Origin of the sequence: Microcoleus sp. w2-18bC1, assembly GCF_036700365.1 — a bacterium.
GTDB lineage: Bacteria > Cyanobacteriota > Cyanobacteriia > Cyanobacteriales > Microcoleaceae > Microcoleus.
In genome coordinates, this window is sequence record NZ_JAUBOS010000029.1 from 57,584 (window position 1) to 70,998 (window position 13,415).

The following is a 13,415-nucleotide window of genomic DNA, read 5'->3' on the forward strand; positions in this document are numbered from 1 at the left end:
ATTTCATTTGAACCAGGATTATTGGCAGCCAGCCTGTAATTATCCGTTTCAACCATGATTAATAGCAATCTCTTAAGTAAAAGAAATGAATCACATCACTACGACAGACTTACTCGAAAATCTCAAATGGCGATATGCCACCAAACAGTTCGATCCAGCCAAAACAATTCCTCCAGACATCTGGACAGCTTTAGAAGATGCGTTAGTGTTAACACCATCTTCTTATGGGCTTCAACCTTGGAAATTTCTGATTATTACGAGCTCGGAACTTAAAGAACAGCTCAAACCCCTCTCCTGGAATCAGTCACAGGTTACTGATTGCTCTCATTATGTGGTGTTCGCGATTAAAAAGCATCTCAGTGCCGAGGATGTCGATCGCTTTATAGCTCGCACTGTCGAGCTGCGGGGCGGGACTGTAGAGGCAATGGCAGGATATCGGAGTCTAATCGTCAGTGACTTGGTTGATGGTGGCCGCAGTTTTAATATTAATGACTGGTCAACGCGCCAAACTTATATTGCACTGGGCAACTTTATGACCAGTGCTGCATTGCTTGGTGTTGACACCTGTCCAATGGAAGGAATTGAACCTGTCAATTACGATCGCGTGTTGGGTCTTTCTGCAAAAGGCTTTACTACCGTCGTAGCTTGTGCGGCTGGCTATCGCTCTGAAGCAGATAAGTATGCTTCACTCGCAAAAGTAAGATTCCCTAAGTCAGAAATCTTAGAAACTTTATAGAACCCATGTGGTATCTTCTTGAGCGAACTATATGGTTTTGAGGGGATCGTTTTACCAGAGGATTTAATACCAGAGTCAGGACTTTAAGCTAACAGGCATCAAACCAGATACAACCTAGATACCTCAAAGGCTTGTGAGACAACAAAAAGATCCTAAATGGGTTCTATAAACCCGGCATACGCCGTAAATCGAGCGCAATAGTGCACCTCGGCGCACCCTAAAAAGATATTAAGAGGCTCCGAAATTCACTTTTGTGACTTCACCTGCGACAACATTAACAGTTTGTTGAATTTGACTTCCATCAACTTTCAACTGATAAGTTCCCGGAGAAAGCTCGATCGCCCCAAACCATCCTTTACCATCGGCGCGCAGTTGACGCACCTTGCCAGCATCGATCGACTGCAATGTCAAGCTCGCACCGTCGCAAGTTCGAGCGCACCGCTGCAAATTTCCGGCGATCGCACCTGTAGTCGGCCGCGACTTCCAAGGCATATCGGGAACCGCTGCTGCTGTCGCCCACACAGGCTGAGTTTCATAGGTTTTGCCCGTCGCAGCATCAACGTATTGACTCGGCACAGAAAGCGCGGTGTAAAACAAATCGTTGCTTTGGGGAACGTATTTCCAAGGCTGGCGGGGCAAATCTCCGCTGCCGCCCGATCGCAGTTCGACATTCGTGTACACGTTGCTGCTAGCGTAGGAATACAGCACCGTACCGGCTACGTTATTCCCTTTCGCTGAGGGCTGTTCGGCGCGACGAATCTGGCCTAGAGTGTCTTCGATGTAGTTGAGGTAATTGCCGGGGCCGATCGCAATTTGGCGGTTGTACTGGTGGTCTTTGGCGTACTCGATCCAGTTGTCGTAAGCGAGTTTTTGCTGCCGTTTGTACTCGCGCTGGTAAGTCATCGGCATCGCCATGTCTACGATCCCTTCTTCCAGCCAAGCGCGCCAATCCTGCAATACTTCTTTGTAAGGCTGCGTTTGATACCACCCTGCATCGTTTTTCGGGCCGTCTCCCCAGGCGATCGTGGCGGCGGTAATTTTAACACGCGGTTTAATTGCAAGGCTTTCTACATAAAGCTTCCGCACTAAATTTGTCACCTGATCGCGCCGCCACTGCATCCAGGCGGGATCGGTGGGTGCGGGTTTGCCCGATCGACCTGTTTGCTGATTGAAACGGGCGATCGCAGTCGGATTGTAGCCCCAAGTCGGCCCGCCGTAGCGCACGTAATCCAACTGTACGCCGTCCACATCGTAGCGTTTGAGCAAGTCCAAATAGACGGAAACAGTATAATCTACGGCGTCTGGATGGCCGGGATCGAGATAGCCTTGGGCTTCCCCACCGTAAGTCAGCATCGCCCAATTGTCGTTTCCTGGGGCCGAAGGCCCGTGTTGTTGCCAAACGTGACCGGCGGGAAGTTTGCTGCCCGAAACCACCGGCAGCGTCACCATCCAAGCGTGTACTTCAATGCCTGCGGCGTGGGCTTTGTCAATCAAATCTTGCAGGGGATCGAAACCGGGGGGAACGTTGGGATCGAGGGTGCGGGGTTCGATCGCACTCGTGTAAAAAGCATCGCCACGGCGGCGGACTTGGGCGACGATCGCGTTGGCATTGGCCCGCTGCGCGTCTGCGATCAATTTTGTGACTTCTTGAGGGGTTTTGAAGCCGGGGTTGAAGGCGTCCACCCAGAAGGCGCGAAAATCGGCGGTTTGAGTTTGCGGGGGCATAGTTGCGATCGCCCCGGATGGGAAGTTGGAGAACCAACCAGGAGTCAGCAGAAAACTAATTGTTAAGCCAATCAGGAACAAGCTTGACAAAAAGAATGTTTTGGTATTTCGCATCAGAAATGTGTGAGAGAGCGTTTAACAGTCCTTTACAGACTTTTGGTTTGAGCGTCCGCTTGACATTTTCGCACAATCGTACATTAATTGGGCAGATGGGTAAAATAGGTATTGCAAAACACACGCTTGCAGAAAAAGTCGATCGGGTCTCTTACACCCTTCTCGGTATAAAATTATCTGCTTCTTTCTGCTTCTTTCTTCTTCCTTCGTGTCCTTCGCGTCTTCGCGGTTCAATAATACTAATCCTATTTTGGCGAAAATACACTAAAAGTGCGATCGGCAGCATCACCTAATTTTCTGGATACTTTCTTGAACTATGAAGGATACGGAGAATTTCTACGTTTTCTTCTTTTACTCGATAGATGATGAGATAAGAGGTATTGGAAATGACCAGTTCTCTAGTAGCTTCTACGCGACCGACTCGGCCCATAAAAGGAAATTCTGCGAGTTGACCTACAGCACTCTGAATCCTTAAAATTAATTGCCTTGCTGCCTCTGGATCGTCTTTGAAAATATATGCGTGAGCCTGTTATAGATTTCGCAAAGCTTGTCGCAGCCACTTAATTTTAATTCGTCAATTAGGCAAAAACTGCTTGGACTTCCTCATCGCTGGCAAAGTCTCCAGCTTCGGCCTCGGCAACGCCTTTGTTAATCTCATCGAGCAGCCATTGATAATTTTCTAGGTAAGAAGCGATGGCTTCGTTCAAAACATAAGTTAAATCGCGATCGGTGACAGTAGCGATCGCCTTCAGCGCCTCTTTTTTTTCGCTATCAAGGAGAAATGTAAAATTTTCTTGACTCATGGCTGCCCTTTGCTGTTATGGGAAGAGAGTAAACTGGTACTATGATAGCGTATAGATTCCTATTTTGGCGAAAATAAACTGAACTCGCGATCCTCTTCTAGGGCTTCGCTAACGCACTTTTTGAACAAATGATAGTACCCCACTTTCAAACCCTAGCCCTTCCGGGTAACAGCTACTCAACAGCAAGCAATTTACTCGATCGAGTAGATGGCTGGCGCCAAGAAGCAACCCGAAAGTTGCAGCAAAGCCAGAGAGGAGAAAAAGGACAATTTTTAACACATTCCTCAGTCGCAAGTTTGATGGCGGGAATGTTTGAATTTAACTGTCCTGATATATCGCTTTTAGATGCCGGGGCTGGTATTGGTTCGCTGTTAGCAGCCGTTGTTTGCGAGCTTTGCCAGCGCCCAAACAAACCGCACAGCCTCCACGTTACAGCTTATGAAATTGACCTTATTTTGATTGAATACCTCAAGCAAACTTTAGAATTATGCAGTATTGAATGTCAGCATTTTGGGATATCTTTTACCTCTGAGGTTCGCGAAATAGATTTTATTCAAGACAGCGCCGATATGTTGCAGCCCCATCTATTTACACAACCAGTAAAACGGGAATTTACCCATGCAATTATCAATCCTCCCTATGCCAAAATAAACGCTAAATCCCAAGCCCGAACCTTGCTGCGTTCTATAGGACTAGAAACCAGCAATCTCTACGCTGGCTTCACAGTTGCTGCTGCTCACATGCTCAAACCAAACGGTGAATTAGTATCGATTACTCCCCGCAGCTTTTGCAACGGTTTATACTTTCGAGATTTCCGCAAAGTATTCCTTCAAATGATGGCTTTACGCCAAGTACACATCTTTGAATCCCGACAGTTGCCATTTCGCGATGATGCGGTGCTGCAAGAAACTATTATTGTGCGCGCCACCAAACAAATAGAACAGCCAGATACTGTACTAATTACCTCAAGCAGCAGCGCGGGCGACGACCTGGTTTTGTCTCACCAACTGCCCTATACCGCCCTAATTAATCCCCAAGATTCCGAGCAATTTATTCGGATTCTACCGGATTCTGTCAGCCAGAAAGTAGTCGAGCAAATGGCTCAATTTACTTGTACCCTAGAGGAATTAGGCTTAACAGTTTCCACCGGAAAAGTTGTAGATTTTCGTGTTCGCTCTGACTTGCGGCTAAAACCTGAAAAGGGTACAGTTCCGCTGATTTATCCCGCACACTTCTCGGCTGGCGGTGTTGAATATCCCACCGCAACGAGAAAGCATCAAGCTTTAGTTGTCACGGAAAAAACTGCTGCACTCCTCGTACCTAACGAACATTATGTTTTGAGCAAGCGCTTCTCCTCAAAGGAAGAGAAAAAGCGAATTGTTGCAGTTGTCTGGGATGCCAATAAAATTAATAGTTCTAGCGTTGGTTTTGAGAACCATTTGAATTACTTTCACCAACAGAGACGCGGATTAGACCTCACCCTGGCGGGGGGATTGGCCGTTTATCTAAATTCGAGTTTGGTAGATGCGTTTTTCCGACTGTTCAACGGACACACTCAAGTTAATGCTACGGATTTACGCACTTTGAAGTATCCTAATGTAGAGCAATTACTTTTACTTGGCGCTCAAATAACAGAAATATTTCCTACACAGCGGGAGATTGATAAACTTGTCGAGACACAACTGCTTAACGATCCCAATCCGTTAGAAAATAGCCCGACGACAATCAAGAACCGTATTGATGAATCTCTAGAAATCCTTGCAGCGCTGGGTTTTCCAAAAGGTCAGCTTAACGAACGTTCCGCCTTAACCCTTCTGGCTTTGCTTGACCTTAAGCCAAAGGAAGCTTGGGAATCGGCAAAATCTCCTATTCGGGGCATCACACGAATTATGGAATTTATGGAGGAGGAGTACAGTAAAAAATATGCACCAAATACGCGGGAAACTGTGCGCCGCCAAACGGTGCATCAGTTTCTAGATGCAGGTTTAATTGTTGTTAATCCTGACAGTCCCGAACGTCCGGTGAATAGTCCAAAAACCGCATATCAGATAGAAGAAAGTGCTTTGGAATTGCTGCGAACTTATGACACTTCTGAGTGGGACAAGAATCTTCGCGCTTACCTCGTTCATTTTAACGGAGAAAATCTTTTGCAAGCTAATTCAAAAAATAAAAATTGTTTTGAGTCTGAAGGATGCTAAAATGCACTATTTATATGGCAGCCGCTGGCATCGGAATGGCATATACTGTGATGCCAGGGGTTGAATTGACCGGAATTGTCGATCGCACTCAGTAAATCAAATAAGTAACTAGGTAAAATATCTCTGCAATGGAAAAAAAGCATAACGCTGGATTGTGGGTATCAGTATTATACTTCGCTCAAGGTCTCCCTTACACCGTCGTTAATTTAATGTCGGTGATTTTTTTGAAAGGTATGGGAACCAGCAACGAATTGATCGGATTGACAAGTCTTTTGTCTTTTCCTTGGGTTTTAAAAGGTTTGTGGGGGCCCGTTGTTGATTTGTATTCCACGAAACGCAAATGGATTTTAACAACCGAAATCATTTGTGCTTTCCTGTTTGCTTTCCTGGCTTTTGGCGTATTAACGCCCGCACCGATTATTATATCGCTTGTTATCTTTACCGCGATCGCCTTTGTGTCAGCTACTCACGACATCGCCATTGACGGATTTTATTTAAACACTCTAAATAAAGACCAACAAGCACTATTTGTCGGGGTTCGCAACACGGCTTATAGAGGTGCTGTCATTGCCGGTAGCGGTTTATTGGTGTTCTTAGCGGGGAAACTGGCCGAAAACCATTTAGTCACTGGAAATACAGGCGACACCAAAATATATCAAAACATTCCGCTGTCACTTTTCGGTTCGGATTTTAGCGTGTCGGCGCTTAACTACGGATGGGCGACAGCCTTTGGCATTTGTGCGATTATGTTTGTGCTGATATATCTTTTTCAGCGGTGGTATCTTCCCTATCCTCGCAATTACGCTCTGGAATCCGACACCCCCCAACGAACAACCAGCTTTATCGAAGCATTCAAAACTTATTTTCAGCAAGATAAAATAGGTTGGATTGTGGCTTACGTCTTGATTTTTCGCTTGGGCGATGCCTTGACTTTTAAAATGGCTCCTCCATTTTTAATGGATAAAGTTGAGAAAGGAGGATTAGCAGTTTCTACGTCGGATATGGGCTTATTATCCGGTACTTTAGGGGTAATGTTTCTGTTAATAGGAGGGTTACTGGGCGGCTATTTGATTGCCAAACAAGGATTGAAAAAATGGATGTGGCCGACGGCTATTCTGCAAAATTCAACTAACGTGCTGTATTGGCTATTGGCAATCAATCAACCGGGGATTGAATGGGCTTATGCCGTAAATTCGATCGAGCAATTTACATACGGACTTGGCGTAGCTGCCTATACAGTGTTCTTGATGCGGACTGTCCGCCCTGAATACGAAGCATCTCACTATGCAATTACAACGGCTTTTATGGCCGCAGGAGTGCTGATTCCGGGCGTTTTCAGCGGCTACTTGCAGGCGAGTCTCGGTTATCAAAATTATTTTTTGATGAGCGCGCTGGCTGTGATTCCCGGTATGCTGACGATTTTCTTTCTGCCCCTAGAAGATGAGAAAAAATTAGCATCCATGCCCAGACCTGGACTGGACGATTTCGATTAATATTAAGTCCGGTCGCTATAACTATAATATTCGGGCGGGTCGGGTTTACCAATGTCTGCACTACTTTTGGAGATTTCGGTCAACCCCTCCCTAGAGGAATATGGATGTTTGTAATCATGGAATGAGTATAAATCAATACGCTTGGGCTAGCGCTTTCCGACGAATTTCATTTCACGCATTTATGAGAGTCCCAGACTTGTTAAAGGAAATCAGATTATTCTTATCCCAAGCGTATTGGAGTATAAATTATGTGCGGTTGCGTTCATAAAATAAGGACACAACAATGTTGTGTCCCTACCGAAATCTGTATTGCCAGCCCCGAACTAAATCGCAATAAAATCACTAGCTGTTAGCGGACTACTTGGAATGCCAGGAATACTGGCAATAACTTCGCCGTTACTGGCAATTTCGATCGTCGTTATAAAATCGCCTGCAGTAACTCTCACTTGGTTGAAGGTCAAACCTCCGCTCAAACCGATTAAATCTTCACCCTTTTGAAAGTCTACAAGTGTATCTGTACCGGCACCTACTCCTAACACCAATACGTCGCGTCCAGCGCCGCCAATCAAGAGATCCGCACCCGCTCCGCCAATGAGCGTATCGTCTCCTTCTCCCCCGTTCAAATTGTCATCTCCTTTGCCACCTAATAGCCGATCGTTGCCGCTGCCACCGCTGATAATATCGTTGCCTTTGTTGCCACTGAGAGTGTCGTTGCCCCCATTGCCAGTGATAATATCGTCCCCTCCAAAACCTGATGCTGTATTGTTGGTATCGTCGCCGACTAAATTATTAATTTGGGATGGATCTAGAGCAGTTTGCATTGCTGCAACATTTGCTAAAAATGAGGCTCCCGGAGTGGTTCTTAATTGCTCTAAACTGCTGCGAGATTCCAGCGAGGTTGCCAAGTCGGGCAGTGTAAAGTCTACGCCAGCTAACAGCTCTAAATAATCGGAATCCGTGAAGGTGAAATCAGGGCGGCTCAACTCGTCTACAGAGATTTCTTTCTGAGTCAATCCGGGAGGTGGAGAAGTTAACAAACCGCTTTGCGTGTGCTTGTCCAAGACAAGTAGCGGGTTGATAACCGGGTTAGTAAATGTTTGAAGAACTACTTTTCCGGGGAGAAAAGCTTCTCCTCCCAAACTAACAAAATCCCCCTCAACTACGTAGTGAGTTACATTTTTTCCGGCACCGACTTTCTGCTTGAATGTATTGACGGTGCTCTGATCAACTCCGGGAGAATTGAAGGTGACAACATCTCCGATCGCAGATGTGAATTCAGTGGCGGCTAGTTGCGTTATGGCGCCGCCCAAGCTGTGTCCCAGAAGGTCTGGTGGCAAGCGGCTGGGGTTTTTGGTTGTATCTTGACTGATTTGGGTCAGCCAATTTCCTAATGCTTGTTTGTTGGCTTCAAATTGGTTAAAACCGGTGCCGCGCGGGTCTCCGTTAGCAAGATCATCTACGGGCGAGTCGGTGCCGCGAAATACTAAAACTGGCGGTTTGTCTGAGGTGGTGGAAATTAAGCCGATCGCGTGAAATCCAGTTCCGGGATCGTCAAAGGTGCGATCGATTTGGTAGCCCGCAGCGCTCAAACCCGTTTGAACTAAAGTTTGAGACTGGGGGTTGTTATCTATGTAAACAATTTGCTTGGCTATAGTTTCGTAAGCGGCGGGGGAGGAAGGCATATTTTTTTATTTCCTGTCGTTTGATGGGGAATTAGTTTTTAAGCTACTTAACTCAGTTTACTATAAACTTAGTTTATTGACCATATTAATTGGTCATTTTTAGTGGCTTTTTAAGGGAAAATTGAGGAGAAGTTTTTTTATACAAAAAAACCATCTCGCTACAAAACCAATGCCTGTTTCGCGCCACCAAAAATACCAATTTTTTTCGCCCTAAAGCTATACAAAATCTACCCGAGTAATATCGCTGGCAACTACGCCTCTGAGAGTTGCAAGAATTTCCCCAGTAATCGGGATACTAATTAAAGCTCCGTCAACACCTTGGGTTACTGTAACTTGAGGAAAAGTTAGACCCCGCGACAGTGTAATTAAATCTTCACCATCTTGAAAATCTAAAATCACATCGGCTCCGCCACCTGATTCCAATACAAAGCGATCGCGCCCCGCGCCGCCAATTAAAAAATCGTTGCCAAACTCGCCGGAAACCAAATCGTTTCCGTCGCCACCTTCCAAATAATCGTTATCTCTGCCGCCGTACAAGAAATCGTCGCCATCACCACCGATGATGCTGTCATTACCTCGATTGCCTCTGAGAGTATCGTTACCGCCGTTGCCGATAACTGTATCCTCTCCAGGGCCCCCCGTAGCAGTATTGCTACGAGCGTCGCCTGATAAATAATTCGGTTGTAAGGGAGCTAAACCGTATTGCATTTCTCTGATCAACTGCACAAAAGAAAATTCTGGTGCTGTTCTCAAACTCTCTGCACCGCCTCTGGTTCTGATGGCGACTGACACATTGGGCAGGGCGAAATTCATCGCAGCGATAAACTCGTTAAAATCTGAGTCGTTGTTATAAGCAAATTCGGGACTGTTTAATTGTTCTACGGAAATTTGCCTCTGCAAAAAACCCACGGGCGGAGTAGTTAACAAATTTTCAGTTCGATGTTTTGCCAAAACAGTTAAGGGATTAATACTCGGATCTGTAAAACTTTGGATAAATACTTTACCCGGAATAAATGCTTCACCAAACAAGCTGACGAAATCTCCGCTGACAATGTAGTGAGTGACATTTTTGTTGCCGACTCTGCCGAGATTTCTCCGAAAACTGGTGAATGTATTCGCGGAGACTCCCGGAGAGTTGAAAGTAAAGATATCTCCGGTCAGAGATGTGTATTCGGTTGCTACAATTTGAGCGACTGCTCCGCCCCAACTGTGTCCGATGACATCTGGCAATAATTTGCTGGGGTTTTTACCAGTATTTTGACCGATTTCTGTGAGCCAATTTTTGATATTATCTTTGTTCTTTTCAAATTCAGGTAAACCAATGTCCCGCGAGTCGGAAAAAATAGCGTCGCCGTCGATGAAGTCTGTACCTTTAAATACGAGGGCGGGCGGGTTTTCGGGATTGGATGAACCGAATCCGATCGCATAAAAGTTTGTTTCTGGGTCGTCGAATATGCGATCGATATAGTAGCCATTAGTATCTAGGAAAGTCGAAACTTCATTTTGCGCGCTCGGCTTTTGATTCAAAAAAACAATTGATTTAGCTAGAGCTTCATAAACAGCAGGCGAGGAACTCATAATATTATATTTTCTGTTTGTTGGTATTTGCGAGCGCTCAGGCTTGAGCTAATTGTCCAATGGCAGCAATTATAGCTGACAAGATTTGTATGGTACACTTGATAATATCAACTCAAGAATTAAGTTTTTACGGTTATGGGTATCATTCGTCAATACATTGCTCCATTAATAGCGGTATTAGTATTTTTCGCGGCTCTGGTAGCAGTCAGTGCTCGCATCTTTTTGCCTGGTGACATGGCTGCCCCGGCACCGATTGAGGAAGCGATCCCTCAAAAGCAAGCGGCAATAGTCAATCCAATGTTCTTGGGGCTAAATTATTCCGCTTTTCGTGTCCGCTGAGCTGATGTCTGCTCAACTAATACCGGGTTACTGGCTGCGATCGGGATCGGGACTCGATCGGGCAAAACTGGTAAAGTTTATGCACCGGACTTACCAAGAGCTTTACCCGGATGGGGAATTGGGACATTTGGCTCAAACTGTCGAGCAGTATTTTTCTAACCAGACGCCGGTTTGGTGGGTAGAGTGCCAGAAAAACAGCCAGGAAGAGGCAGAAATTTTGCCGGCGCTTCCCTCGCAGTATCTCAATCCCCAATCTCAGGCGCAAAATCTCCAATCGGTTGTCGGATGTTTGTGGTTGGGAAATGCGATCGACCAAACCACCGGAGAACGCTACGCTCACATTTTTTTGCTGTACGTAGCACCGGAACATCGCCGTCTAGGAGTCGGTGCAGCTTTAGTTATTTATGCTGAGAATTGGGCGCGGGAAAGAGGCGATCGGCAAATTGGTTTGCAAGTATTTCTGAGCAATCAGCCGGCGGTGAATCTCTATCAAAAATTAGGCTATCAAAGTCATTCCGTCTCGATGCTCAAGTCTCTTTGAAAAATAAATTCTACTGGTTTGGAATCAGGGCTAAAGTCCTGATTCATCCAAATTATGAGGACTGAATTCCTCACTACCAACTTAAGTAAAAGCAGAGATATTCGTTTGTAGTAACTTATATGTTGCACCATTCTCAATTAGCCTTTTATGAACAGGCTTTTGGGCCTGTTCCACAAAAGATAAATTTTATTCTTGTGGAACAGGCCGGAAAGCCTGTTGCTCACAATGGTGCAATATCGTGGGCACCCTACAATTATTGACTGGTGACTGGTGACTGCTGACTGAGTTGCTTAGGAGCATCCTCTGTGCGGTAAAGTTTTTTTATGAACAATAACGACTACTCCAACGCCCTTGATACTGACACGGAACTGGAAAGCCCTTTGGATCAATTTGACGAATCCGAACCCCCGCTGCCAGATCCAGAGGAAATGCTGCCTTTGCTGGAATCCCCGGAACCTCAGCACCGGATGATTGCGGCGCGGGCTTTTTGCGAACTGCAGGACGATCGAGCAATTTCCCATTTAATTAATTTATTGAGAGACGGTTGCCCCTTGGTGCGAGTGAGCGCGGCTTATGCGTTGGGGCGAAATCCGAGCCCCGATGCTGTGGAACCGCTGATTGTTCAGCTTAACCGCGACTGGAACGGTTACGTTCGCAAAGGGGTAGTTTGGGCCTTGGGAAATTGCAGCGATCACCGCGCTTTGCCATCTTTAATTGATGCTCTGAAAACTGATATTTCGGCGGTGCGTTTGTGGGCGGCGAGTTCTCTGGGTCAAATGGCAAAAGTTGGTTACTATGTGGTGATTGCGGCGATTCCGCCGTTGATTGAAGCGCTGCGGGGAGATGCTGTGTCTGCTGTGCGAAGTAATTCCGCTTGGGCGATCGGGCAACTGGCGCGAGAATTGCCGAATAATATAGTGTACGCTGGGGCGATCGACGGTTTGATTGAAGCTTTAGAAGAAGATGAAGATATGGGCGTCAGGGAAGATGCTAAATCTTCGCTATTGCGAGTCGGCGATCCGCGCGGATTGCAGCTTATTGAAGATTTAGAAATGGAAGGAATTTTGTGATATAATTATCACATTAAAATACCATTTACTAATTATCAATTATGAATTTCATCAACCCTAAGACAGATTTTGGCTTCAAAAAAATCTTTGCTTCGCCCCAGAGCAAAGAAGTTTTGATTAGCTTCCTAAATGCCATGCTCTACAACGCAGAGCCGACAATTACAGACTTAGAAATCATCGATCCCTACGCCGCACCGAGCATTACTGGGTTAAAAGACACTTACCTGGATGTCAAAGCAAAAATTACGGGCAACAAAACTGTAATTATCGAAATGCAGGTCATCAATGTAGAAGCTTTTACTAAGCGCGTTATATATAATGCAGCAAAAACCTACGCAACTCAACTCAAACGGAGAGAAGGCTACTCAAAATTAAATCCTCTCATCGCTCTCACAATTACGGATTTTATCCTGTTTGAAAATACCGAAAAGTTTCTCTCACATTTTGTCTTTAAAGAAGTCGAAGAAAACTTCGAGTATTATCGGGAAATAGAGTTAGTTTTTGTTGAACTACCAAAGTTTAACAAAAAATTAGAACAAGTTGAAAATCTGATTCAAAGCTGGATTTATTTTATAAAAAATGCTCCTGAACTGGAGGAAATACCGGATAAATTGGCGTCAGTACCCGAAATTCAAACAGCTTTTAACATTGCTAACAGGTCTACCTTAAACCTTGACGAGTTAGCATCATTAGAAAAGCGGGAAATGTTCTTTGAAGACCAACGCGGTGCTGTTATTAAGGGGATGCAAGAAGGTCGCCAAGAAGGTCGCCAAGAAGGTCTAATTGAGGGGCAAACAGCATTAATTCTGCGTCAAATCGCGCGGCGCACTGGCGAAATCCCACCAGAAGTTCAAACTCGCATCCAGCAGTTATCTCTCGAACAATTAGATGATTTAGGAGAAATCTTGTTAGATTTTACCAGTCAAGAGGATTTGATAGCTTGGCTGGAATCCGTGTCAGCATGAATTTATAAATTTTGCACTTCTGATACTAAATCCGGCTTTAATACCCCCTTCATTCTTGATTCGCCGCAGGCGGACTGTGTTTGTGTAGTAGCGGTTTCAAGAGACTGTTGGCGAATGTCTGAGGGGTTTCACCCCTCAGACATCGCCGTCCTGAATAGGCAGAATGATTGT

The 13,415-nt window shown here is 45.5% G+C and carries 12 protein-coding genes; 7 read left to right on the plus strand and 5 right to left on the minus strand.

All coding sequences use genetic code 11. The annotated features are described in order from the left end of the window. Positions 1–85 precede the first annotated feature (85 nt). Positions 86–736, plus strand: coding sequence for an NAD(P)H-dependent oxidoreductase (locus QT979_RS16620; protein ID WP_333311095.1), 651 nt, complete (start codon positions 86–88; stop codon positions 734–736). A 228-nt stretch (positions 737–964) separates the two neighbouring features. Here QT979_RS16620 and QT979_RS16625 read toward each other — a convergent pair whose 3' ends face one another. The 3 genes from QT979_RS16625 to QT979_RS16635 form a co-directional block, all read right to left on the minus strand. Further along, positions 965–2,575 carry a family 10 glycosylhydrolase gene (locus tag QT979_RS16625; protein WP_333311097.1) on the minus strand — a complete coding sequence of 537 codons (1,611 nt, stop codon included), beginning with the start codon at positions 2,573–2,575 and terminating at the stop codon, positions 965–967. Between the two features lie 289 nt (positions 2,576–2,864). Further along, on the minus strand, positions 2,865–3,089 hold the full coding sequence (locus QT979_RS16630) for a type II toxin-antitoxin system RelE/ParE family toxin (RefSeq protein ID WP_333311111.1): 225 nt from the start codon (positions 3,087–3,089) through the stop codon (positions 2,865–2,867). Between the two features lie 64 nt (positions 3,090–3,153). Next, complete coding sequence (locus QT979_RS16635; protein WP_333311099.1) at positions 3,154–3,378, minus strand: CopG family transcriptional regulator; 225 nt, start codon at positions 3,376–3,378, stop codon at positions 3,154–3,156. A 128-nt stretch (positions 3,379–3,506) separates the two neighbouring features. Here QT979_RS16635 and QT979_RS16640 point away from each other — a divergent pair, with 128 nt between their 5' ends. Both QT979_RS16640 and QT979_RS16645 read left to right on the plus strand, forming a co-directional pair. After that, positions 3,507–5,576 carry an Eco57I restriction-modification methylase domain-containing protein gene (locus QT979_RS16640; RefSeq protein ID WP_333311101.1) on the plus strand — a complete coding sequence of 690 codons (2,070 nt, stop codon included), beginning with the start codon at positions 3,507–3,509 and terminating at the stop codon, positions 5,574–5,576. A gap of 128 nt (positions 5,577–5,704) precedes the next feature. After that, entirely contained in the window at positions 5,705–7,069 is a 1,365-nt protein-coding gene (locus QT979_RS16645; protein WP_333311103.1) for an MFS transporter, read from the plus strand. 323 nt (positions 7,070–7,392) lie between these two features. On the opposite strand, the gene QT979_RS16650 is transcribed toward QT979_RS16645, so the two are convergent. Continuing rightward, complete coding sequence (locus QT979_RS16650; protein ID WP_333311105.1) at positions 7,393–8,751, minus strand: calcium-binding protein; 1,359 nt, start codon at positions 8,749–8,751, stop codon at positions 7,393–7,395. A 216-nt stretch (positions 8,752–8,967) separates the two neighbouring features. After that, positions 8,968–10,329, minus strand: a complete 1,362-nt coding sequence (locus tag QT979_RS16655; protein WP_333311107.1) for a calcium-binding protein — start codon at positions 10,327–10,329, stop codon at positions 8,968–8,970. A gap of 135 nt (positions 10,330–10,464) precedes the next feature. Here QT979_RS16655 and QT979_RS16660 point away from each other — a divergent pair, with 135 nt between their 5' ends. From QT979_RS16660 to QT979_RS16675, 4 genes are all read left to right on the plus strand, one after another. Continuing rightward, positions 10,465–10,668: a hypothetical protein gene (locus QT979_RS16660; RefSeq protein ID WP_333214012.1), complete on the plus strand. Its 204-nt coding sequence runs from the start codon at positions 10,465–10,467 to the stop codon at positions 10,666–10,668. A gap of 4 nt (positions 10,669–10,672) precedes the next feature. Next, positions 10,673–11,209 (plus strand): GNAT family N-acetyltransferase, encoded by a 537-nt coding sequence (locus tag QT979_RS16665; protein ID WP_333311109.1) that lies wholly within the window; start codon positions 10,673–10,675, stop codon positions 11,207–11,209. 323 nt (positions 11,210–11,532) lie between these two features. Then, positions 11,533–12,279 carry a HEAT repeat domain-containing protein gene (locus tag QT979_RS16670; protein ID WP_333214016.1) on the plus strand — a complete coding sequence of 249 codons (747 nt, stop codon included), beginning with the start codon at positions 11,533–11,535 and terminating at the stop codon, positions 12,277–12,279. A gap of 41 nt (positions 12,280–12,320) precedes the next feature. After that, the gene (locus tag QT979_RS16675) at positions 12,321–13,244 is read left to right on the plus strand and encodes an Rpn family recombination-promoting nuclease/putative transposase (protein ID WP_333214018.1); all 924 of its coding nucleotides are present in this window, start codon (positions 12,321–12,323) and stop codon (positions 13,242–13,244) included. Positions 13,245–13,415 lie beyond the last annotated feature (171 nt).